This window comes from Erythrobacter sp. THAF29 (assembly GCF_009363635.1).
In the GTDB taxonomy this organism is placed as follows: domain Bacteria; phylum Pseudomonadota; class Alphaproteobacteria; order Sphingomonadales; family Sphingomonadaceae; genus Erythrobacter.
In genome coordinates, this window is sequence record NZ_CP045392.1 from 670,243 (window position 1) to 693,888 (window position 23,646).

A 23,646-nucleotide genomic window follows, 5' to 3' on the forward strand; every position below is an offset into this window, starting at 1 on the left:
AAGGATGCGGCCCGGCGCGCAAGCCATGGAAGACTGGCGGCACCGGGCCGGATTACAATAGCTGCCGTCAGGTGGCGGGTTCGCCAGAGCGCTCGCGCCACTTGCCGCGGCGGTCCTTCATCCGCTCTTTCATCGCGGCGCGCGCAGCTTCGCGTTCTTCGGCTGTGATGGTGCCCGAGCTGTCAGTATCGACGCGAGCGAAGCGGGCTTCGATGGCGGCATCGAATTCGGCGCGGGTCACGCTTTTATCGCCATCGGCATCTGCCTGGCGAAGCATGCGCATGGCGTGGTGGCGCTTTCCGCCGCGTTTTCCGCGCCGCGTTTCGCCGCGACGCTCCATGCGCGCTTCCTTGGCTGCTTCGAGCTCGGCTTCGGAGAGCCCGCCGCTATTGTCGGTGTCGAGCCGCTCGAAACGCTGTGCCTGCCGAGTAGCACGGCGCTCTGCGCGTTCGGCCATGCGAGCTTCGCGGGCTGCGGTCATTTCCTCGGCCGTCAATTCACCGTCGCCATCGGCGTCGGCGGCCTCGAAGCGGGCGGCGCGGCGGGCGGCGCGATCTTCGGCATTGATGGCTCCATCATCGTTGACGTCCATCCGCTCGAAGCGCTCGGCGCCATGCGCCTTGGCTTCGGCAAGAGTGATGATGCCGTCATTGTCGGTGTCGGCGGCCATGGGGCCTCGTTTTCCGCCGTGATGATCGGCGAGGGCGACACCGGCTCCGCCGAGAGCGAGTGCGGCGGCGGAGAGGGCAAGGACAGTCTTTCGCATTTTCATTCTCCAAACTCTATAAAAAGAGCTGCGGCGGGGCGCTTTCGGCGACGGACGGCTTTGGAGGGGAAAGCCGCCCGATCAAGGATCATCAGGGGGAGGGTGCCGCCTTGGCGCACCCACCGCAACTCATGAAAAGCGTTCTAGGGGCCGCATGTCGCAGGAATATCCCGGAATTCTGCGAAATTGTCGCGAATTGTATCAGCGGCATGGCGACGTTCATCCATGTGAAAGCTGAGCGATACGCAAACCCTATCGCGGCCGCATTTCGGTGCCATCTCCGGCGGTGATGAATATCGCGGTAGCTTTCTCCTCGACATCGGCAATGTGCCAGACGCCCGGAGGATTGATCGCATACTCGCCAGCAACGAGCGTCACCTCCTCAATCCGGCCATCGGGAAATTCCTGCCGCAGCAGCATCTCGCCGTCGGTGCAGATCACGACCTCCGAGCCGTGCGGGTGCATCTCCCACGTATCCCACCCTTCCGTAAAAGTGTGCTGCGACACGAGCCGTCCCTCGCGTCCGTCGCTTGCATTGCGCGCGCCATAATCCTCGTACCAGTCGATACCTGTGAAAGGCGGCTGGGGCTTGGCACTCGCGCCAAGCCCGAGATGGATGAATGCCTCGCTCAGCCTGTGCGCGCTCATGAGGAAGGCGCGGTCATGCAGAAGGCGTTCAATTTGTTGCCGTCGGGATCGCGGAAATACCCCGCATAAAAACCGTCATCGCCGCGCGGGCCGGGCGCGCCTTCGTCGGTTCCGCCGTTTGCGAGCGCGGTCTCGTAAACGGCCTGGACCTTCTCTGGGCTATCGACCTGAAGCGCGACCATGGTGCCGTTGCCCACCGTCGCCTGTTTCTCGTCGAAGGGTTTGGTCGCGGCGACACCTGGCGCGCCGCCCATCTCGCCCCAGGCGACAAAGGTTTCGAATTCCATCATGCGGCCGACGCCGAAATGCTGGGCGATTGCATCGTAAAACTTTGCCGCGCGCGGCAAATCGTTGGTGCCGAGGGTTACGTATCCAATCATGTTGTTCCTCCCGTTCGAGTATGCGCGCTGCGACTCGCGATGAGGGGAACATTACAGGAACATTGAAGCCCGGACAAGCGCTCTCAAAGCGGCCGTGTTTCGCGTTCCAGCCATGCGAGATCCTCGCCTTCGAGCTGCGGAGCGATGACTTTGCGGACACGTTCGTGATAGGCATCGACCCAGGCAATCTCGTCCGCCGTGAGCAGACTCTTCTCGATCAGGGTGCGGTCGAGCGGAACGAAAGTAAGCGTCTCGAAACCTAAGAACCGTCCTTCCGCGCCCTCGATTTTTTTCTCGACCGTGAGCACGAGGTTCTCGATCCGGATGCCGTACTCGCCCGCCTTGTAATACCCAGGCTCGTTGGAAAGGATCATGCCGGCGAAAAGCTCCTGAGAGGTGCCCGCCTGCCCGCCGGAAGGCTTGGCGATGCGTTGCGGGCCTTCGTGCACGCCGAGGAAACTGCCCACGCCATGCCCGGTGCCGTGCGCATAATCTACGCCCGCTTCCCACAGATATTGCCGCGCCAGCGCGTCGATCTGGCCGCCATTGGTGCCTTGCGGAAAGACGAGGCGGTCGATCTGGATGTGGCCTTTGAGAACGCGGGTGAAGCGGTCCTTCATCTCTTGCGTTGGCTGCGCCGACCCGTCGGCGGAATTGATCCACACGGTGCGGGTGATGTCCGTCGTGCCTGCCGGATATTGCCCGCCGCTATCGACGAGGTAGATCGAGCCGGGCGGGATCGGGATATTGGTGTCCTCGTCCACCTTGTAATGCGGCAGCGCGGCGTGGCCTGCGGCGGCGCTGATCGTATCGAACGAGGTATCGCGCAGATCGCCATGTTCGCGCCGAAAGCCCTCGAGCTTCGCGGCAGCGGACAACTCATCGACTTCGCCAGAAGGGGCGTTGACCTCGATCCATCGCAGGAACCGGCTGACTGCCGCCCCGTCGCGTGCCTGCGCATCGCGGTGGCCCTGCTGCTCGGCCTCGTTTTTGATCGCCTTGGCAAGGATCGTCGGGTCCTGCTTGAAGACGAAATCTGCACCGCCGGCGCGCAAAGCCTGCGCGATAGCGACGACGCCGAAATCGGGATCGACGCTCACGCGTTTGCCCGAATATTCGCCGAGCGCTTTTTCGAATTCGTTGCGCTCGCGCACTGTTACCGCATTGCCGAGGTGCCGGGTGAGCTCGGGGGTGACCTTTTCAGGCGCGATGAAAAGCTCCGCGCTGCCGTCCCTCTTGGCGATGACATAGGACAGCGCGACCGGAGTGTGCGCGACGTCGCCTCCGCGAATGTTGAGCAACCACGCGATCGAATCGAGCGCCGGGATCACCACGGCATCGAGATCCTGTTTCTCTAGCCAATCGGCGACTTCGGCACGCTTCTCCGCCGAGCTCCGGCCCGATAGCGTATCGTCGTGGACAAGGGCTTGCGCGCCCGACGGCTCAGGCTGGTCGGCCCAGACCGCGTCGATCGGATTGCCATCCGCCGGGACCATGGTGATTCCCCTGGGTTCGACCTGCCTTTCGAGCGCGTCTACCCATGCCCAGGTGTGGAGCCACGGATCGTAGGCAATCCTTGCGCCCTCGCCTGCCTTCTCGGCGAGCCATTCGCCGAGGCTGTCGCCCGGGATATTGCGGTACTCGAACAGGCTCTCGTCGACCTGGTCGCGAACCTGCACGGTGTACCGCCCGTCGACGAAGATCGCGGCGTGATCGAGCGTCACGGCGGCAAAGCCCGCTGACCCGCCGAATCCGGTCAGCCATTGGAGGCGCTGAGCGTAATCGCCGACATATTCGCTCATATGTTCGTCGGAGATCGGGACGATGAACCCATTGAGATTGCGGCGCTTCAGCTCTTCGCGCAGCGCCTTCAATCGTGCTTCGTGGGTTTGCATCAGCATATCGTCGATTTCCTGTCTTCGCGCAGTCTCTTGCCGCGCAGATGTGTTCGTCTATGAACGCCAACATAGTGCGGAACCGCAGTGCTTTCCAGCAAAGCGGGACCGCGCACAACGGAGCCACCGATCCGATGAAGAATATCCTGGCCACGTCAGCGACAATCGCCGCCCTGATCGCCGCAACTCCTGCAATAGCAAACGAGGAAAACGCCCAAGTGAAAAGCGAGCCTGTCAGCTCCCAGCCGACCCAGCCGCCGCGCGCCGAAAAGCGCGAGCATTCCTATACCCATCACGGTATCACGATCTCGGACCCGTATGACTGGCTCTATGACAAGTCCTATCCCGAGGTCGATGACGAAGATGTGCTCGACTACCTCAAGGCCGAAAACGCCTGGTTCGAGGCGAACATGGCGCAGCACAAACCGCTTATCGACGAGCTGTTCAAGGAAATGCGCGCGCGCATCAAGGAGGACGACAGCACCGTCCCCCAGCGCCGCGGCGATTACCTCTACTGGTCCGAATTCGAGGAAGGCGCGCAGTATCGCAAGCATTACCGCAAGCCTGTGGGCGCGGCCGAAGATGCCGAACCGCAGCTGATCCTCGATGAGACGGCGCTGGCCGAGGGGCACGAATACTTCCGCCTCGGCGCGGCGACGGTGAGCAAGAACGGAAGGTACCTCGCTTTTTCGACCGATACGAGCGGGGCGGAGCGCTACACAGCGCGGATCAAGGACCTCGAGACCGGCGAATTGCTAGACGACGAGATCCCGCAGGTGCGGACCGGGCTCACCTGGGTCGCCGATGACAGCGCACTCGTCTACGGCATTGCCAACGAGAACTGGCGCACGCTCGATGCACGCATGCACCGGATCGGCACTCCGGTGGAAGAGGACGTGATCCTCTACAAGGAGGACGACGAAACCTTCAGCGTTTCGAGCGGCCTTTCCGCGCAGGAAGATTTTCTCATCATCTCCACCGGTGACAACGAGACGAGCGAGGTGCGCTTCGTCCCCGCCGCCGATCCGACCGGCGATCAGGTGCTGGTCAAACCGCGCAAGAAAGGCGTCGAGTATTCGGTCGACATTCGCGATGGCGAGTTGTGGGTCTGGAGCAATGACGAACATATCAATTTCCGCCTTGCAAAGGCTTCGATCGAAACCCCTGGCGATTGGGAAACCGTGATCGAGGGATCGAACGAGTTCTACCTCACCGATTTCGAACTCTTCAAAGACTTCTTCGTCACAGAAGGGCGCCTCAATGGCCTCGACCAGGTGCAGGTCCGCACCTACGACGCGCCGACGCAGGCGCAGCCGATCGCCTTCCCGGAGGCGAGCTATGTCGCGGGGCTCTCGAACAATCCCGAATACGATCAGTCGAAGCTGAGGCTTTCCTATGAAAGCATGGTCACGCCCGATACGGTCTACGATTACGATGTCGCTAGCGGCACGCTCGAACTGCTCAAGCAGCAGGAAATCCCGAGCGGGTACGACGCTTCGCTCTACACCACCGAGCGGATCGAGATCGAGGCGCGCGACGGGACGATGGTTCCGGTCAGCATTCTCTATCGCAAGGATCGCGAACCCGGCGGCCCGCTGCATCTCTATGCCTATGGCGCATACGGTTTCGCCTATCCGCCCAACTTTTCGACCACGCGCCTCAGCCTCGTCGATCGCGGCTTTGCCTATGCCGTCGCGCATATTCGCGGTGGCGATGACCTCGGGCGGCGCTGGTATCTGCAGGGCAAGATGTTCGAGCGCCGCAACACCTTCAACGATTTCGTCGATGTAGGGCGCGGCCTGATCGAGCGCGGCTACTCGGCCGAAGGCAAGGTTACTGCAAGCGGCGGATCGGCCGGCGGCGAGCTGATGGGCGCGGTCGTCAATCAGGATCCGAAACAATACGGAGCTGTCGTCTCGCACGTGCCCTTTGTCGATGTGCTCAACACCATGCTCAATGCCGAGCTCCCGCTGACGCCGGGCGAATGGCAGGAATGGGGCAACCCGATCACGAGCAAGGAGGCGTTCGCCTACATCCTCTCCTATTCGCCCTATGACCAGGTGACCGCGCAGGACTATCCGCCGATGCTGGTCACTGCCGGATTGAACGATCCGCGCGTTACATATTGGGAGCCCGCCAAATGGGTGGCCAAGCTGCGCGAGCTCAAGACCGATAACAACACGCTGCTGCTCAAGACCAATATGGGCGCGGGCCACGGCGGCAAGTCGGGGCGCTGGGATTCGCTTTACGAGCTGGCCGAGGAGTTCGCCTTCATCCTGTGGCAGATGGACATGGTGGACGAGACAGCATCCGAGTGACCCACCGCTTCACCAAAACCTTCACCGCTGCGCCCGAGCACATCGACGAGCTCGGGCACGTCAACAATTCGGTCTGGGTCCAGTGGATCCAGGCCATGGCGACAGCGCATTGGGATGCGGCAGCTCGGCCCGAAGATCTTGTGCGGTTCTTCTGGGTCGTGATCCGGCATGAGATCGACTACCGTGGCAATATCGCTGCGGGCGAGGTCGCGCACGGCGTAACGTGGATCGAGGGAGCGCCGCGCGGCGCGAAATCGGTCAGGCGGGTCGAATTCACCGACGAGGCGGGTCGCAAGCTCGTTTCCGCTCACACCACATGGGCTATGCTCGACCGGCAAACGCAGCGACTTGCCCGTGTCCGGCCCGAGGTGCTGGAGCCCTTCGTCAAAGGCTGATCAACCACCTTGTCACCATGTGGATAAATTGCGGTCGGAATTGTCACATACGTTTCACATGCCGGTCATAGGGGCGTCGCAACTCAAACCAGTACGAGTGTGTGATGACCTTCAGAATTTCCCAAATCGCTATTGCCGGAGCGCTCGCTGTCGCTTCCAGCCCGCTGGCGGCGCAGGACACCGACCAACTGCGTGAAGAACTCGCGCAGATGCGCGCGGAAATGAACGCCATGTCCGAGCGCATCGAAGCGCTCGAAACCGAGCTGGCCGAAACCGAAGCAGCAGCGACCGCCGCGACCGCGCAGGCAAGCATGGCGCTGGCCACCGCCGAAACTGCGAGCGCGCAAGCGACCGAGGCCAGGGTCGAGGCGGAAAAGGGGCCGTCGATCGCCTTCAAGGGCGCGCCCCAGATCAAGGGCGAAAACGGCTGGAGCTTCAAGCCGCGCGGTCGCCTGCAATATGACGCGGGCACGATCAGTGTGCCCGATTCAACCGGTGTCGTGGACGGCTTCGGCAGCGAGGCGCGCCGCGCGCGTCTCGGCGTGTCGGGCGACATGCCGGGCGGCTTCGGCTACAAGTTTGAAATCGATTTCGCGGGCAACGACGTATCGGTGACCGACGCGCTCATCTCCTACGAGACCGGTAACACGGAATTCCAGGTCGGCCAGTTCAATAATTTCCAGTCGCTCGAAGAGCTGACCAGCAGCTTGCACACCAGCTTCATCGAGCGCGCGGCCTTCACCGATGCTTTCGGGTTCGAGCGCCGCGTGGGCGCTGCCGCGATCTTCAAGGGCGGTGACGTGCTGGTGCAGACCGGTGTCTTCACCGACAACATGGAAGACCTCTCGAACAAGAGCTGGAGCGCCGATGGCCGCGTTGTCTTCATGCCCAAGCTCGGCGATGCGCAGCTGCATCTCGGCGGGTCGGTCCACTACACAGATATCGAGGACGGCGACACGGTGCGCTATCGCCAGCGTCCGCTTGTGCACTTCACCTCCGAGCGCTTCATCAACACCGATCGCCTCGCCGCCGACAGCGAGTTCGGCTTCGGCGTCGAGGGCGCGTTCATCGCCGGTCCGTTCCACGCCGCTGCCGAGGGTTTCTGGCAGAATGTGCGGATGCCCGGTGCGATGGAAAACCCGACCTTCTTCGGCGGCTATGCCGAAGTCGGCTATTTCCTGACCAAGGGTGATACGCGCGGATACAAGGGCGGCAAGTTCGACCGCACCAAGCCCGCCAACCCGGTGGGCGAGGGCGGAATGGGCTCGCTCCAGTTTAACCTTCGTTATGACCGTCTCGACCTTAACGATGCCATGGTCGTCGGGGGAACGCAGGACGGGTTCCTCGCCTCGCTGGTATGGAAGCCGACCGACTGGACCATGCTGCTCGCCAATTACGGGCGGCTCGAATACACTGACGCCGTATTCCCGACCGCTACCGGCGACCGCGATTACGGCGTCGATGCCTTTGCCGTGCGGGCGCAGATCGACTTCTGATCGAGAACCGCCCGTTTCTTGTCACAACCATGTCACACACGCCCCATAACCCGCGGGGCGGAATTCAGACCAAGGATGACAAACATGAATCCGACCAAGACTATTGCTTTTGCCGCTCTGGCATCTCTTTCGCTGGTGGCCTGCGACAACGCAGGCGGTGGCGGCGACACGCGTGAATCGATCCGTGCCGTCGGCTCCTCGACCGTTTACCCGTTTGCCAAGCAGGTGGCCGAAAGCTTCGCCCGTTCGAACACCGATTATCGCTCGCCGCTGATCGAATCGACTGGCACCGGCGGCGGCATCCAGCTGTTCTGCTCGGGCCTCGGCCCGGATACGCCGGACATGGCGAACGCATCGCGCCGCATGAAGGTTTCGGAGTACGAACGCTGCGTCGAAAACGGTGTCGATGAAATCATCGAGCTTCAGATCGGGCTCGACGGTCTCGCCTTCGCATCCGCGAAGAACGGAATCCGGCTGAACCTGTCGCCCAAGATTGTGTACGAGGCGCTCGCAGCAAACCCTTATGGCGGCGAGCAGACGGCGAAGACCTGGGCCGATGTCGATCCATCGCTCCCGGCCGAGCCGATTCTCGTCTACGGCCCGCCGAGCACATCGGGCACTCGCGATTCGCTGAAGGAACTCGTTCTCGAAGCGGGCTGCAAGACAAACCCTGAAATGGCCGCGCTCAAGGCAGCCGACGAGGACAAGTACGACCAGGTCTGCACCGAAGTCCGCTCGGACGGTGCCTATGTCGACCAGGGCGAGCAGGATAACCTCATCGTCCAGAAGATCGAAGGCAATCCCAAGGCGGTCGGCGTGTTCGGCTATTCGTACCTCGAAGAAAACCTCGACAAGGTGCAGGGCCTTCCGATGAACGGCGTGGATCCGACCTACGACAACATCTCAAGCCTGGAATATCCGGGCGCCCGCCAGATGTATGTCTACGTCAAGAAGCCGCACCTACGCGCGATCCCCGGCCTCGAAGCCTTCCTTCAGGAATGGGTGAATAGCTGGGGTCCGGACGGCCCGCTGGCCAAGATCGGTCTCGTCGCATCGCCGCCGGAAGTTCGCGAGGCGAACGCGAAGAAGGTGAGCGAGCTCACCGTGCTGACCAAGGAAGACCTCGAAAGCTGATCGAGTTCTAATACCGGGGGCGGGGACTTCTAGCTGAAATCCTCGCCCACCGCCGCCATTTGTGCCTTCAGGCCCAGCTGGCAGATATTCTGGATTTCGATACCGGGGTGCGCATTCACCTCGATGATGAGCGGCCCGTCATTCCTGTCGAGCACGATGTCGGAGCCGCTGTAGCCGAGCCCGATGGCAGGGCCGCACTTGCTCGCGAGTTCGAGCACACGATCCCAGCCAGGCACCTCGAACCCGATCAGTTCGATCCCCGTATCGGGATGGTGAGTGATCACTTCCCCTTTCACAAGTGCGCGGGTGATCCGCCCCGTTTCGAGCGATACCCCGGCGCCGATCGCGCGCTGGTGAAGATTCGCCTTGCCGTCCGATTCATTGGTCGGCAGGCGGATCATCGCCATTAGGGGTTCGTCGTGGAGGCAGATCACCCGCAGATCGGGCAGCCCTTCCGGGACCAGGTCGGCAAGGGCCGGGTCGGCGATGATGAGCGGTTCGATCAACGCGGCGTCCTCACTTGCTGAATCTCCGGAAAACCCACCGTCGACGACTTTCTGAATGTGATGCATTACGTCGTCTTCGGTGAGCGGGCTGCCCGAACCCTTGAACCAGGTATCTCCTTCTCTTCTGACGGCGAGCAGGATGCCGTCACCCTGCGAGCCTCTTGCCGGTTTGATGGCCCACGCATCGGGCATGTCGCGGGCCGGTTTGAAAGCCATGAGCTTCTGGTGATCGTCGATCACGGCAATGGTGCCGGTGCACGAAATCCCGGCGGCCTCGAGCGCGACCTTCGCCGCGACCTTGTCGCGCGCGCGCTCGATCGCGGATCGCGGATTGTATTTCGCGATCAGCGCGTTGCGCATGTTGATGCCGAGTATCTCCTCGATCGGGTTCATGTCGAGCGGATCGAGCGGACCCTTCACGCGCTTGCCACGGAACATGTTCTTGAAAGGCTGGAACATGTCAGACGTCCTCCGGCTTGCGGATGATCCACGCGTTATGGACCGGTGGCTTCTTGCGTTTCTGGTCGCCAGACGTGCCGAAGCGAGGCGCAAACTGAGCCTCGCTATCGGGGACCGGTGGTAAGGGTGGTTGCGGGACACGCCTTCGTCTGAAGCGCTGAAGGTCACGCGGCGAATCGATCACCCACATGCCTTCGAGTGGTGGCGCGCGTTCGCTCGCTGCAATCGGCACGGCCTTGGGCGGAGGTTCTTCGGTTTCGCCTGGTTCGGGTCCGGCAACCCGGCGCGTATCGGGCATCCCCTTGCGCCGGTCTTCGGTCACGCCTTCGGGCAATTCGGTGCCCTTCGCCTGCCGCCTGCGTTCGAGCCAGATCGGGGCGAAACGCTTGATCTCGGAGAGGCGAAGTCCGCGGTATCGCCCGAGTATGGCGATCGCGATGCCGGTGATGGCGGGCATCAGCAAAGGCGAGGTCTCGATCAGCATCAGTGCAAGGTTCGAGACCATCACGAACTGGATCACGACCGAAATCATAAACGTACTGAACGCCTGATAGGCGGCCTCGCGCGCGCCGTCCTTCTCCCATTGACGCCACCAGCGTTCGACCACCAGCGCACAGACGATGACCGGGAAAGCATCGACCTGCAAATTCGTGTCGAGGATGATCTGGAGCGCGACCAGGACGAGGACGATCAACGAGATAAGCACCCCGAGAAAGCCGACGCGGGTCATGCGCAGCTTGAGCAGGGTGGGCGTAACGATCATCCCGACCAGAACCGAGGAAATGAGCACGATCGGTCCCATCACCGGCCCGATCTGGAGGAATGCGAGCGCGATCAGCATCGGGGTGAACAGGCCGAATGCCTTGACCCCGATGAAGGAGCGGGCGAGCACGACGAGAAACGCGCCCAGCGGCAGGACCATAAGCAGGTTGGAAGGCTTCAGCCCCCAGATTGCCTGCGAAGTTGCCACCCCCTCGAACGTGGAGGGCATCGCGACCCAGCTCTCGGTATTCCAGAGGCCGAGCACGACCAGCGCCGCCAGCATGAAGCCAACGGCGAGACCGATATAGAACGGACGTTTGACTTGCGGCGTCGCCCGGTCCCGTATCCGCCTGATTTTGGAGATCAGGTCAGAAAACATACCCGACCGTCAGAGTGAAGCGGTAGCCTTCGCGCTCTCGGGTCGGCTGGTTGCTGCTGGAGAAAATGTACTTCGCTTCTGCCTCGACCCGCCACTGGCCGGGCCACCACAGCATTTCGACTTCGGGCACGACGAGCTGGTCGCGGCGCATGTTCCCGCCGGGCGTCAGCCGCCCGTCGAACTCGGTGTTGATGTATTCAAGCGCCGGGCGCACCCGCAGGTCGGGCGTTATCGGCTGCGTGTAGGAGACCTTGGCCGACTGGCGATCGTAGCCGCGCTGGGGATCGTCCGAAGAGATCGATTCCGCGCGCAGGTCGAAGGTCAGGTAGTGGTAACGATCGAAGCGGTGGCGATACTGCGCATCCACGCGCGGACCTTCGCCGGTTGTTTCGGGATTGCCCGCATTGGCATATTCGCGCTCGCGCCATGTCCCGCGCAGGCGGAAGCGGTTTTCGCGCGTCGGCTCATAAGTAACCCGCCCTGACACCTGCTTCTCGTCGGTATCGGACGATTCAGCCGTTACGTAGTCGTCATAGATCCGGCCGCGAAGCTGGATTTCCCAATCATCGTCCAGTTCCTGCTCGAAAGTCGCTGTAAATCGGTCGCGCGCGCTGTCGGAGCGGCCCTCGCCAAGGCGAAAGACCTCGATCCGGTCCGCTTCGAGGCGGAAACGCGTGTCTTTGTCTTCGAGATCGATGCCGACCTGGGCGCGCAGGGTGAATGCGTCGCCATCCACCACGAGCTGTTCGTCCCGTGTCGTGCTTTCAGCGCTGACGAAACCGACCTCGACCCGTGCATCCGGATCCAGAGTCCATTCGTCATCCTCCCCTGCCAAGGCAGCGGAAGGCGAAGCGATAAACGCAGCCGCAAGCATGCATCCGAGCGTGCGGCGAACCCGTTTAAAGCCCCGGCTCAAGGCATCGTGCTCAATCATCGCCCGTAGCTTTACGGGCAAGGCTGTTTAGAAATTCCTAACCGTAAACATAAAGCACGAAAAAACCCCGATTTGTGGGAGCGATTGCGGGCTGGAGAGGCATCGAACGAGCAGGTCTGTTTACCGAGACAGCGGGCGCACGGGGGCTATTCCGGCACGCAGGTGCCAGCATCATCTGTTCGCAAAACCTGATTGATTAGAGCGGGTTGCCGTCGCGGTCGCGGAAAATTTCTCGCCGGCCGACATGGTTTGCCGGGCCGACAAGGCCTTCGCTTTCCATGCGTTCGATCCACTTGGCGGCGGTGTTGTAGCCGACGCCCATCTGGCGCTGGAGCCACGAGCCGCTCGCCTTCTGGTTCTCGATCACGATCTGGCAGGCCTGGCGATACTTGCGCTCTTCCGGGCTGTCCGATGCGGTGAGATCGTCCTCGAAAGTCAGGCCGCCTCCGTCCTCCGGCTCTTCGGTGACCGCGTCGACATATTCGGGGGAGCCCTGCGCGCGCCAGAAATCGGCCACCGCCTCGACCTCCTCGTCCGACACGAACGGCCCGTGGACGCGCACCATCGCGCCGGTATTGGGCTTGTAGAGCATATCGCCTTTGCCGAGCAGCTGTTCGGCGCCCTGCTCGCCAAGGATGGTGCGGCTGTCGATCCGGCTCGTCACCTTGAAGCTGATGCGGGTCGGAAGGTTCGCCTTGATCACGCCGGTGATGACATCGACCGAGGGGCGCTGCGTCGCCATGATAAGGTGGATGCCTGCCGCGCGCGATTTCTGCGAGAGGCGCTGGATCAGGACTTCGATTTCCTTGCCGACAGTCACCATCAGGTCGGCAAGCTCGTCTACGATCAGCACGATCTGCGGCAGCGGTTCGTAATCGAGCTGTTCTTCTTCGTAGAGCTGCTCGCCGGTATCGGGATCGAAGCCGGTCTGGACCCTCCGGCCAAGCGGTTTGCCCTTTGCCGCAGCAGCGCGGACCTTGTCATTGAAGCTGTTGATATTGCGCGAATTTACCGAGCTCATCATCCGATAGCGCCGCTCCATTTCCTCCACCGCCCACTTCAATGCGCGCACGCTCTTGTGCGGCTCGGTGACGACGGGGGAGAGCAGATGCGGGATATCGTCGTAGCTCTTCAGCTCGAGCACCTTGGGATCGATCAGGATCAACCGGCATTCGGCAGGCGTGAAGGTGTAAAGCAGCGACAGCAGGATGCAGTTGAGGCCCACCGACTTGCCCGACCCGGTGGTGCCGGCAACGAGCAGGTGGGGCATCGCGGCAAGGTCCGCGACAATCGGCTCGCCGGCGATATCCTTCCCGAGGATGATCGGGAGGTTGCCCTTGGCATTGGCAAAGGCCTCGCATGCAGCGAGCTCTTTCAGCATCACCACCTGACGGTCCTTGTTGGGCAGTTCGATGCCCATCACCGTTTTGCCAGGGATTGGCGAGACGCGTGCGGAAATCGCGCTCATGTTGCGGGCGATATCCTCGGCGAGTCCGACTACGCGGCTTGCCTTGATGCCGGGCGCAGGTTCGAGCTCGTACATGGTCACCACCGGCCCGGTGCGCACTGCGGTGATCTCGCCCTTTACGTTGAAATCGTCGAGCACGTTTTCGAGCAGGCGGGCGTTGCGTTCGAGAGCCAGCTTGTCGAGCTTGGGCGCGTTGTCAGTGGGCGGATCGGCCAGCAGGTCGAGGCTAGGGAGGTCGAAAGTTGCGAACATGTCCCGCTGGTTCGCCTTGGCGGGTTTCGCCTTTTTGGGCGGTGCGGTCGGGTCGGTAATTTCGGGCGCGCGTCGGGGAGTGGGTTCGGGCGCGGCATCTGCCTGCTTGGGCTTGCGGCGCGCCTTGGGGGCGGGCGCATCGTCCTCTTCGGCGAAAGCAAGGCGTTTGTCTTCGCGGTCACGGCGTCCGAAGGGGAGGCGCGAGAGCAGCCCTCCGCCCAGCCCTCCTCCGCCGAGGAACTCCGGCAGGGTCAGAAGCGCTCGCCAATCGATTGCGAACACCCGGGTGACGAGCGCTACGCCACCGGCAAGGCATGCAATTGACGCGCCCAGGATGATCCAGCCCGAAGCCGATTCGCCAAATCGGTTCGCGATTGCCTCGATGCCGGCTGCACCGAGCAGGCCCGAGACACCTCCCAATTGCGCGGGGAGCGTACCACTGCGCGTGTCGAAAGCGAGTGCCAGAACGGTTGCAAGCAACACCATTGCAATGAGCAGCAGACCGGTCGGCAGCCACCACGCGGTCGTCTCGGGCTCATCGCCATTTTCGACGTCGCGCCACAGTTTTCGCGCGGAAATGTAGAGCAGCGGGAGCAGCAGGATTGCGGGCAAACCGAAAATGAACAGCACGCGATCGGCAAGCCAAGCGCCGGCGAGCCCCATCCAGTTGCTCACCTGGTCGGGCGAAGCGGCGGTCGAGGGGCTGGGATCGGTCTGGGTGTAGCTCGCGAGCGAAAGCGCGAGGAAGATCATGGCGGCAAACAGCACGCCCGCGCCCGCCATCTGAGCGATCCGGCGGATCGAACGGCGCAGTCCTGCTCGCCAGTCAGCGTTGGATTTGCGGGTATTGATAGCGCGGCTCGCCATAGCTTGCTCCCAAGGGAGGGGTTGATGAGAACACACCATGAATCCTCGGGGACTCGCGGTCAAGGCGCGTGAGATTAGCTGAGCCCGTCAATTGCGGCCCAGCGTGGCCAGCCGAGCGTATGGGCGCGGTGCGAATTCATACCGCCAAGCGCGATGACAGGGGCCAGCGAATGTCCGGCGAGGAGCCGAAACCGCGAGGGACCCAGGCTTGGCGCTCCCGGATGTGATTTTGTACCGAAAACAGGCGATAGTAACACAGCGTCTGTACCGAAACGGTTCGCAAGACCGATCTCGCGCAGGTCGTGGGCGGTGGCGAGGTGAAGCAGGCCGTCTCGTCTGGGCCAAAGCGCGCGTGGTGCCCCGTAAATGCCATCCGCGCCCCATTCGGCGGCGGTCAAAGCGCTGTCGGCGAGGACAATTACGTGATCGTGGGCGCGGGCCAGGCGCTTCAGGTCGTGAAAGCGCCCAAGCCTTTCCGGACCGTCAAGGTGGTAATGCCGATAGATGAAGCCGCTCCCACGCGGCAGGCTCGCCAGAGCATCTTCGAGCGCGTCGTCATTCCGCTCGTCAGAAATCAGCCAGATGTCAGGAAGGGATTGGTTGCGCGGCACTTGGTGCCTATAGCGCGCGACCATGGAAAGTGCAGCCTCCCGCCTCGCCGATGTCCGCGCCAATATCGAGCGCATGTGCAAGCCTTCCCGCCGCAAGCCGGAGGACATCACGCTGATCGCGGTGAGCAAGACCCATCCGGCCGAAAGAATCGAGCCGTTGCTCGAAGCGGGTCACCGCGTTTTCGGCGAGAATCGCGTGCAGGAAGCGCAGGAGAAATGGCCTGCCCTCAGGGAGCGTTACCCCGATGTCGAATTGCATCTGATCGGCCAGCTGCAATCGAACAAGGCCGAAGATGCGGTCGAACTGTTCGACTACATTCATGCGCTCGACCGTCAGAGCCTCCTAAAGGCGCTCGCCAAGGCGATGGACAAGACCGGCAAGCGCGTGCCGTGCTTCGTGCAAGTCAATATCGGCGACGAGGAACAGAAGGGTGGCTGCGCAATCGCCGACCTGCCTGCATTTCTCGAACAGGCGCGCGCCGCTAACATCCCGATTGCGGGACTGATGTGCCTGCCTCCTGCCGATATCGAGCCTGCGCCATTCTTCGCGTTGCTCTACAAACTCGCCGAGGATAACGGCGTGAAAGGCCTGAGCATGGGCATGAGCGGCGACTACGAAACCGCGGTGCAGCTGGGCGCTACGCACGTGCGGGTGGGCACGGCGCTGTTCGGACCTCGCGGGTGACAGGTTCCATCGAGGCGTTCAGGAAGAAGTGGCTGGCACGCCTCAATCGGGGTGCGCGGACGACTCTCGAACATGCATCGATCGACTGGGTGCCGGGCTTGCACTCAGCGGTCGCGGACAAGTTTGTCACAGGGCTCGGCTTCAAGGCCATCGGTTTCAACTGGGAGTTGCTCGACGCGTCTCCGGACGCTTCGGGCCCGAGAGTGGCGCTCACCCAGCTGACCGAGGCGTTTGCGAATGACATCTCCAATCCGAGCAATGTTTGGCTTGGTACGGAGGAGGCACGCGAATGCGCGCGCGATTTCCTTGCGGCCTTCGACCCTGCGACGCGAACGGTGGTCTCCAACCGCTATGACGGCCTGTGGAATCCGGTTTCAGGCGCGAGCGTCGAGTGGGGCTTTGTCGCTTACGATGCCGAGCGAATTGCGCTGCTCCTGATCGCCGACGCATAGAAAAAGGGCGCCCCGTTTAACGGAGCGCCCTCCCGGATATTCGAAATTCTCGCCGAAGGCCGGCCGCTTGCGCGACCGCCAGGGCGTGGAAATCGCACCCCTGACGGGATGCGAAATCCAGAATGCCTAGAACTCGAACACGACTTCCGCGCCGACCTGGCGGCCCTTCGACAGCGGCGAGAAGGTGCCGGCTGCCGGACGGTCATCGAACGGACGGTTGACGCCGTTCGACAGCGGACCGCCGAAGGGAAGCTGCGTATCGCCGCCGACCTGGACCTGGTCGAGCAGGTTCTTGCCGTAGATCGAGAACGACAGGCCTTCCATCGGCGTGTTCCAGGTGATGTTCGCTTCGAGGTTCGAAATGTCCTGCACCCAGCCGAAATTGTTGTCGGTGTAGGCGAACTCGTCGCGATACTGGTAGTTCACGCGGGTCAGGATCTCGCTGTCACCCAGAAACAGCTCGTGGATGAAGCCCATGCCCCAGGTAACCTCGGGCACGCGAGGCAGGCGCAGTTCGAGATCGGCGTCGTCGATCACGCCGTCGCCCGAAATGTCGAACAGGATTTCTTCGTAATCGTCGTCGATGATGCCGATATTGGCGGTGACGACAAACGAATCCGTCAGGCGCATGCGGGCTTCGGCTTCGACACCGAAGATCTGCGCATCAGCGGTGTTGAAGATCGACTGGGCGACGCCGGCAGTCGCCGAAGACTGGTTCACCTCGCGCTGCATGTCCTCGATCTTGGTGAGGTAGGTTGCAACGTTGAGAGTGAATGCGCCGTCGACCGACTGGAATTTTCCGCCGATCTCGAAGTTGTCGACCTGCTCTTCATCGAAGAAGAAGTTGCCGGTTTGGGCAACGACCTGTTCGAACGCGTTCGCATTGGTGATGCGGAAATTGTAGCCGCCAGAACGGAAACCGCGGGTCCAGTGCGCGTAGAGCTGGCCGTTGTCGAACTCGTACTGGAAACCGGCCTTGGGCGACCAGTTTGTGAAGCGCACGCTGTCGGTGAAGCCGTTGTTTTCGGTCGGTATGAAGGGGTTCGCGCCCGAGGTAGGGCAAGTGCCTCCGACAACCGAGCACATCGGGCGCGGCCTTACATAGGTCACACCTGCATCTTTGGTTTCCTGGCTCCAACGGATACCGGCGATCAGCGAAAGGCGATCGGTCACATAGACCTGGCCGCTCGCGAATGCGCCAAGCACCTCGTGGTCCTGCGTGCCACCGCCATAGAAAGTCAGCGGGGTCGAAGGCGGAATATCACGGACTTCGGTGTAGGAGATCGACTGGTCGAAATAGAATCCGCCGAAGGTAAGGTCGAACGTGTCGGTCGAGATCGCATAGCGAAGTTCGTTCGAAATCTGCTCCTGCGAGGTTTCCGTCGACGAGTGGAAGATGAAGTTCGGCGTCGCGTCGATATCCGCATCGGTGTTCGCATCGTAAGTGCGATAGCCGAAAATATTGGTCAGCGTGCCAGGGCCGATATCGAGCTCTGCGGTAACCGAGCCGGTCCAGATCTCGTTGGCGTAGCTGCCCGGATTGTCGATCGCGAAATCGAAGCTGTCGCGCTCGAAGATGCCACGGTTCTGGGCCGAGGGGCCATCGCCTTCGCTCTCGAAATAGTCGAGCTTGCCGATGACACGAAGATCGCCCACGCGCGCTTCGAGTGCGCCGCGAAGGATCGTGGTTTCTGCCTGGCCGTGGTTCGATCCGTCGAACAGGTTGGTGAAGTAGCCTTCGTCGTTGTTGTGATACGCGCCGAGCTTGAACAGCAGCGTGTCTTCGACGATCGGGCCCGAAATCACGCCCGAGACGGTGTAGTTAGCGCCGCCGCGGTCTTCGAACAGCGGTCCATCGACTGCCGCGCGGAACTTTCCGCTGAATTCCTCGGTCGGGTTGCCGGTGTTGATGAGCACCGCACCGCCGGTCACGTTGCGACCGAACAGCACGCCCTGCGGGCCGCGCAGGATTTCGACGCTTTCAAGGTCGAACAGGTCGAAGACCACGCCGGCATTGTTGCCGAGATAGACGCCGTCGATGAATACGCCGACGGTGGGGTCGATCGAGGGGATCGAGGAGTTGATGCCAAGGCCGCGGATCGAGAAGTTCGCGGTGCCGCGGCTGGTCCCGATCTGGTCGAGCGACACGTTCGGGGCGGCATAGGTCAGGCCCTGTACGTCGCGAACCTTCAGCGCTTCGAGCGAATCCGCGTTGAAGGCGGTCACGGCAAGAGGCACGTCCTGCACGTCTTCCGGATTCTGGGTCTTGGTGCCGGTGACGACGATGTTGCCGATATTGGCGAGCGTGCCGCGCTGTTCTTCCTTGGCGTCCTGGCTGGCGGCGGCTTCATTGCCGTCCATATCCTGGGCGTGGGCCGCAAAGGGGGTTGCAGCGGCGGTGCAAAGCAGCAGCGAGAGGGTACGCCGCGTTGCGGTACGAAAATTCATGGGTTTCTTCTCCCTTACGTAAGGGCGATCGCCTTTAGCGTTAGGTCCGTGAAATGCAACCTATGTCGCTTAACCAATCTGCGAGCGGTTGATTGAACGCGACGTCAGGCGTTTTCGAGCTGTTCCTGCTTGCGGTCGCTCGCCGCCTCGAGCAACGCTGCCTCGATCTCGGCGAGCCGGTCGGGAGCGCGTACCTTTGCGCCGGTAAGGTCGGTCACGTAGAAGGTGTCCGCCGCCGTCTCGCCATAGGCGGTGATGTGCGCGGAATGGACAATCAGGTTTGCCTTGTAGAGCGCGTGGGCAAGGCGGTTGAGCAGTGCTGGCCTGTCTCGGGCCGTCACCTCGATCACGGTAAAGTTGTTTGAGGCCGAGTTGTCGAAATTGACTTGCGGAGCGACTTCGAATGTCCGCGCGCGCGAATGCGCAAGCGGGCGCGCGGCGAGGCGCGGAACCATCTCGCCTTCACCAAGCAGCGCCTTGCGAATGCCGTCCTTCAGTCGGGCGATCTGGGGCGCTTCCCGGAACGGTTCGGCGTTGAGGTCCTGCACCAGGAAATTGTCGACCGCATAGCCGTTCATCGCGGTGTGGATGCGTGCATCGATGATGTTCGCGCCGGCAAGATGGATACCGCCCGCCATACGGTAGAACAGGCCCGGGTGGTCGGGCGCGATCACGCTCACGAGTGCTGCGCCGCGCTCCTCGTCGACTTCGCAATGGATCGAGAGGTGGTCCTCGATCCGCCGTGCCTCTTCGTATTGAATGAGGTTCTTGGCGATGATGTCCTCGGGCTCGGCGATCCAGTAGGCATCGCTCATCAGCTCGCCGACGTCTTCGACGAGATAGGCCTTGTCGCCGAGCACTTCGCGCGCGGCGGCCTTCTTGGCTGCGACCCGTTCGGCACGGCCCCTGCCCTTGTGACCGAGCCGCAGGCGATCCTGTGCAGCGTCATAAAGCTCGCCCAGCAGCTGCCCCTTCCAGCTGTTCCATGTTCCCGGGCCAACCGCCCTGATATCGACTGCGGTGAGGATGGCGAGGTTGCGCAGCCGTTCAAGGCTTTTGACCTCGGCAACGAAGTCCTCGATTGTCTTTGGGTCGGTGAGGTCGCGTTTCTGCGCGGTCGAGCTCATCAGGAGGTGGTGGAGCACCAGCCACGCGACGAGCTCCGTTTCCTTCTCATCGAGGCCGAAGCGCGGGCACAACTGATGCGCGACTTCTGCACCGAGCACCGAGTGATCTCCGCCGCGCCCCTTGGCGATGTCGTGCAGCAGCACCGCGACATAGAGCGCGCGGCGGGAGGCGACCTTGTGGATCTCGCGAGTGGCGCGAGGGTGGTCCTTTTCGAGCAGGCCGCGCTCGATCTGGCTGAGGAGGCCGATCGCGCGGATCGTATGCTCATCGACCGTGTAGTGGTGGTACATATCGAACTGCATCTGAGCGTTGACCCGGCCGAAATCGGGCACGAAACGGCCGAACACGCCCGCTTCGTTCATCCAGCGCAGCGCGTTTTCGGGATCGTTGCGGCCGCCGAGCACTTCGAGGAAAATCGCATTGGCACGCGGATCCCTGCGGACCTCGCGCGTGATGAGCTTCGAATCGCGGTTCGCCTGCCGCATGGTTTCCGGGTGGATCTCGACGCCCTCGGCCTCGGCCAGCTGGAACAGTTCGATCAGACGGACGGGATCGTTCCTGAACCAGTCATCGCCCGGCGAGCGAATGCGCCCGCCCTCGATCACAAAGCCGCGTGCGTCGCGTTTTCTCTGGCTCCACCCGGCGAAAAAGCCGCTGCGCACCTTGGCCTTCGACGACTCTTCCTCGAGGTGGGAAAGGAACACGCCTGTCAGGCTGCCGACGCGTTTCGCCTGGAGGAAGTAGAACTGCATGAAGCGTTCGACTGCGCTTTTGCCGGGGCGGTCGGCGAAGTTCATTCGCTCTGCCACCTGTCGCTGGAGGTCGAAAGTCAACCTGTCCTCGGCCCGGCCGGTAAGGACGTGCATGTGGCAGCGCACCGCGAGCAGCCACCCTTCCGCGCGGCGAAATCCGCGATATTCGGCAGGAGTGAGCAGGCCGACATCGACCAGCTCTGCGGCACTCTGGACGCGGTGCGTGTACTTGCCGATCCAGTACAGCGTCTGGAGATCGCGCAGGCCGCCCTTGCCCTCCTTCACATTGGGTTCGACGACATAGCGGCTGTCGCCCATGCGCTTGTGCCGCGCCTCGCGCTCGGCGAGCTTATCGGCAAGGAATTGCTTTTCGTTGCCCTTCACCACGTCGGCCCAGAAGCGCGCGCGAAGCTCTTCGTACATCGGCTGGTCGCCCCATACGAGCCGCCCTTCCAGAAGCGCGGTGCGGATCGTCAGGTCTTCCTTTGCCATCCGCATCGTGTCGCCGATCGTGCGGCTCGAATGACCGACCTTTAGGCCGAGATCCCACAGCAGGTAGAGCATCGCCTCGATCACCTGCTCGCACCACGGCGCGCGCTTGGTGGGGGTGATGAAGGCGATGTCGACGTCCGAATGCGGCGCCATCTCGGCGCGGCCATAGCCGCCCACCGCCATGACTGTGAGTCGTTCAGCAGCAGAGCGGTTTGCAACCGGGTAGACATGCTCGATCACGTAATCGTGGATCACGCGTACGAGCTGGTCGATCAGGAAGGCATAGCCCGCAGTGCAATCGTGACCGGCTGACGGGTGTTCGAGAAGGCGTTTCTGAAGCTCTCCGCGCCCGTGGTCCAGCGCTTCACGCATAGCGGCAAGAACCGGGCCGCGCGCCTTGTCACCATGTTCACCGACCAGCGCCGCGACCGTCGAGGACAACGTGCGCCGGTCGATGATGTCGCGCTGGCGCGGGACGCGGCGGCTGGGGAGGGTCCAGTCAGTCATCGCGTCCCCGCTCGGGTCAGACTTTCACTATCCGCGCGGTGTAAGCGGCGCGAAGCGTCTTCTTGTCGATCTTTTGCGTGCCGAGGCGCGGGAGCACTTCTTCGACTACAAAGATGTGCTCTTCGAGCGGCACCTTGAACGGCGCGGTGTTGGCGAGCAGGAACTCGCGCATATCGGCAGCCGTCATGGGTTTGCGGCCCTCCTTCACGCGGATCACCGCCGCCGGCACTTCGCCCATCCGTTCATCGGGCAGGCCGAAGCACGAGCATTCGGCGATGTCGTCATGCGCGTAGATCGAATCCTCGACTTCGATGCAGGAAATGTTCTCGCCGCCGCGAATGATGATGTCCTTCTTCCGGTCGACGATGAACAAGTACTCGTCCTCGTCGAGATAGCCGAGATCGCCGGTGCGGAAGAAGAGGTTGTCGGTAAACGCGTCGCGCGTCGCCTCATCGTTGTTCCAGTAACCGCGGAAATTCGCGATCGAGCGGATACAGACCTCGCCGACCTCCCCCTGCGCCAGTTCGTTGCCGTCATCATCGAGGATGCGCAGGTCGACCAGCGGCTTTGAGGCGCGCCCCGTCGAGCCGGGCTTGGCCATGTAGTTCTCGTTGAAATTTCCGCAGCCAACTGCATTGGTTTCGGTGAGGCCGTAGCCGAGCAGCGGGAAGCCCTTGGGAAACGCTTCCTTGATCTTGGTGACATGCTCGACCGGGCGCGGCGCGCCGCCTGCCGCAAAACTGCGACAGGCCGAAAGGTCGTATTTCTCGCGGTTTTCGTGGGTCGCGATTTCGTAGCTCATCAGCGGGACGCCGACGAAATAGGTTACCTTTTCAGCCTCCATCAGGCGCAAAGCCTCTTCCGCATCCCACTTCGGCATCAGCACGAGCTTGCGCGCGATCGCGTAGCTCTGGAGGAACAGGGGCACTTCGCCGGTCACGTGGAACAGCGGTACGGCGATGAGCGCGCAGGGCTGGTCAGATACGTCCTCGCCCTGGCTTTCGAGCAAGATTTTCGCCATCGCGCTCTGGCTGACATAGCTCATCACCCCATGGACCACCCCGCGATGGTCGGACCATGCGCCCTTGGAATTCCCGGTCGAACCCGAGGTGTAAAGGATCGTCGCCATATCGTCGGCGGTCAGTTCGCCGAGCATGTGCATTGCAACCGATTGTTCGCCTTCTTCCGGCGCCGCCCACACGCTCGACAGGTCCTCCGCCGGATTGCCGCCGTGATCGAACAGGGCGATCTTGGCCGGGTGATCGGTGCCCTCGAGCCGCTTGGCCCGTCCGGCATCGGCGAGCACGAGCGTGCATTCGGCAAGGCGGATGCCGTAGGCGAGCTCATCGCCCGACCAGAACCCGTTGAGGAGCGTCGCGCAGCCGCCCGCCATAACGATGCCCATATAGGCGATCATCCAGTTGGCCGAATTGCGCGCCGCGATTCCGACACGGTCGCCTTTTTCGATGTGGTGATGCTTGACCAGACCTTCGGCAACGCAGACCGCTGCCGCGTAAGTTTCACCAAAAGTAAGGCGCACATCGCCATCGACGAGGAAGGGGATGTCCTTGTGCTCGTTGCAGAAATGCGCGAAATAATGCGCCAATGTCGGCGGCGCGTTCTTGAATGCGGGCATTTCTACACCATCGCGAACGAAAGGCACCGTTTCGAAGGGCTGGCCTTCCTTGGTCAGTTCGCCGATGATCGCTTCAAGCGCATTGTCCAGCTGGGTGGGCATGCGAATATCTCTCCTTCAACTCGTTCTTATTCTGCGGGCAAAGCGCCTTGGCCTTGTCCGATCGATCCTCTGGCCTCTGGATTGCGTTTCAAAGGCTCCCCGTAAAGCCCTTCCCCCGAACGCACCGCTGTGCCACAAGCCGCCAAAAGCGCGGCCTGCGCTGGTTTCTTAAGA

At 62.2% G+C, this 23,646-nt stretch carries 18 protein-coding genes; 6 read left to right on the top strand and 12 right to left on the bottom strand.

Annotated elements, in window-relative coordinates:
• Positions 1–67: 67 nt before the first annotated feature.
• From FIU90_RS03365 to FIU90_RS03380, 4 genes are all read right to left on the bottom strand, one after another.
• Positions 68–766, bottom strand: coding sequence for a hypothetical protein (locus tag FIU90_RS03365; protein ID WP_234029612.1), 699 nt, complete (start codon positions 764–766; stop codon positions 68–70).
• 252 nt (positions 767–1,018) lie between these two features.
• Positions 1,019–1,414 carry a cupin gene (locus FIU90_RS03370; RefSeq protein WP_152433497.1) on the bottom strand — a complete coding sequence of 132 codons (396 nt, stop codon included), beginning with the start codon at positions 1,412–1,414 and terminating at the stop codon, positions 1,019–1,021.
• Positions 1,411–1,794 (bottom strand): VOC family protein, encoded by a 384-nt coding sequence (locus FIU90_RS03375; protein WP_152433498.1) that lies wholly within the window; start codon positions 1,792–1,794, stop codon positions 1,411–1,413. The genes FIU90_RS03370 and FIU90_RS03375 overlap by 4 nt, the downstream gene beginning before the upstream one ends.
• Positions 1,795–1,877: 83 nt before the next feature.
• Positions 1,878–3,695, bottom strand: a complete 1,818-nt coding sequence (locus tag FIU90_RS03380) for an aminopeptidase P family protein (RefSeq protein WP_152433499.1) — start codon at positions 3,693–3,695, stop codon at positions 1,878–1,880.
• A gap of 128 nt (positions 3,696–3,823) precedes the next feature.
• Here FIU90_RS03380 and FIU90_RS03385 point away from each other — a divergent pair, with 128 nt between their 5' ends.
• From FIU90_RS03385 to FIU90_RS03400, 4 genes are all read left to right on the top strand, one after another.
• Positions 3,824–6,007, top strand: a complete 2,184-nt coding sequence (locus FIU90_RS03385) for a S9 family peptidase (RefSeq protein ID WP_152433500.1) — start codon at positions 3,824–3,826, stop codon at positions 6,005–6,007.
• Complete coding sequence (locus FIU90_RS03390) at positions 6,004–6,402, top strand: thioesterase family protein (protein ID WP_152433501.1); 399 nt, start codon at positions 6,004–6,006, stop codon at positions 6,400–6,402. Before FIU90_RS03385 ends, FIU90_RS03390 begins: the two co-directional genes overlap by 4 nt.
• Positions 6,403–6,506: 104 nt before the next feature.
• On the top strand, positions 6,507–7,898 hold the full coding sequence (locus FIU90_RS03395) for an OprO/OprP family phosphate-selective porin (protein WP_152433502.1): 1,392 nt from the start codon (positions 6,507–6,509) through the stop codon (positions 7,896–7,898).
• 84 nt (positions 7,899–7,982) lie between these two features.
• Complete coding sequence (locus tag FIU90_RS03400; protein ID WP_152433503.1) at positions 7,983–9,032, top strand: substrate-binding domain-containing protein; 1,050 nt, start codon at positions 7,983–7,985, stop codon at positions 9,030–9,032.
• Positions 9,033–9,061: 29 nt separating this feature from the next.
• Here FIU90_RS03400 and FIU90_RS03405 read toward each other — a convergent pair whose 3' ends face one another.
• The 5 genes from FIU90_RS03405 to FIU90_RS03425 form a co-directional block, all read right to left on the bottom strand.
• On the bottom strand, positions 9,062–9,997 hold the full coding sequence (locus tag FIU90_RS03405; RefSeq protein WP_152433504.1) for a sugar-transfer associated ATP-grasp domain-containing protein: 936 nt from the start codon (positions 9,995–9,997) through the stop codon (positions 9,062–9,064).
• Position 9,998: 1 nt separating this feature from the next.
• Positions 9,999–11,138: a 7TM domain-containing protein gene (locus tag FIU90_RS03410; RefSeq protein ID WP_152433505.1), complete on the bottom strand. Its 1,140-nt coding sequence runs from the start codon at positions 11,136–11,138 to the stop codon at positions 9,999–10,001.
• Entirely contained in the window at positions 11,128–12,072 is a 945-nt protein-coding gene (locus tag FIU90_RS03415) for a hypothetical protein (protein WP_152433506.1), read from the bottom strand. Before FIU90_RS03415 ends, FIU90_RS03410 begins: the two co-directional genes overlap by 11 nt.
• 196 nt (positions 12,073–12,268) lie before the next feature.
• Complete coding sequence (locus FIU90_RS03420; RefSeq protein WP_152433507.1) at positions 12,269–14,659, bottom strand: DNA translocase FtsK; 2,391 nt, start codon at positions 14,657–14,659, stop codon at positions 12,269–12,271.
• Between the two features lie 74 nt (positions 14,660–14,733).
• The gene (locus FIU90_RS03425) at positions 14,734–15,294 is read right to left on the bottom strand and encodes a thiamine phosphate synthase (RefSeq protein ID WP_152433508.1); all 561 of its coding nucleotides are present in this window, start codon (positions 15,292–15,294) and stop codon (positions 14,734–14,736) included.
• Between FIU90_RS03425 and FIU90_RS03430 the strand changes: the two genes are divergently transcribed.
• Positions 15,293–15,955, top strand: a complete 663-nt coding sequence (locus FIU90_RS03430; protein WP_152433509.1) for a YggS family pyridoxal phosphate-dependent enzyme — start codon at positions 15,293–15,295, stop codon at positions 15,953–15,955. The genes FIU90_RS03425 and FIU90_RS03430 overlap by 2 nt on opposite strands.
• A complete protein-coding gene (locus tag FIU90_RS03435; RefSeq protein WP_152433510.1) occupies positions 15,952–16,407 on the top strand; it encodes a hypothetical protein in 456 nt (151 codons plus the stop codon). Before FIU90_RS03430 ends, FIU90_RS03435 begins: the two co-directional genes overlap by 4 nt.
• Before the next feature lie 126 nt (positions 16,408–16,533).
• Here FIU90_RS03435 and FIU90_RS03440 read toward each other — a convergent pair whose 3' ends face one another.
• The 3 genes from FIU90_RS03440 to FIU90_RS03450 form a co-directional block, all read right to left on the bottom strand.
• Complete coding sequence (locus FIU90_RS03440) at positions 16,534–18,855, bottom strand: TonB-dependent receptor (protein ID WP_152433511.1); 2,322 nt, start codon at positions 18,853–18,855, stop codon at positions 16,534–16,536.
• 104 nt (positions 18,856–18,959) lie between these two features.
• Entirely contained in the window at positions 18,960–21,734 is a 2,775-nt protein-coding gene (locus tag FIU90_RS03445) for a [protein-PII] uridylyltransferase (protein WP_152433512.1), read from the bottom strand.
• Between the two features lie 16 nt (positions 21,735–21,750).
• A complete protein-coding gene (locus FIU90_RS03450) occupies positions 21,751–23,472 on the bottom strand; it encodes a class I adenylate-forming enzyme family protein (RefSeq protein ID WP_152433513.1) in 1,722 nt (573 codons plus the stop codon).
• Between the last annotated feature and the right edge of the window lie 174 nt (positions 23,473–23,646).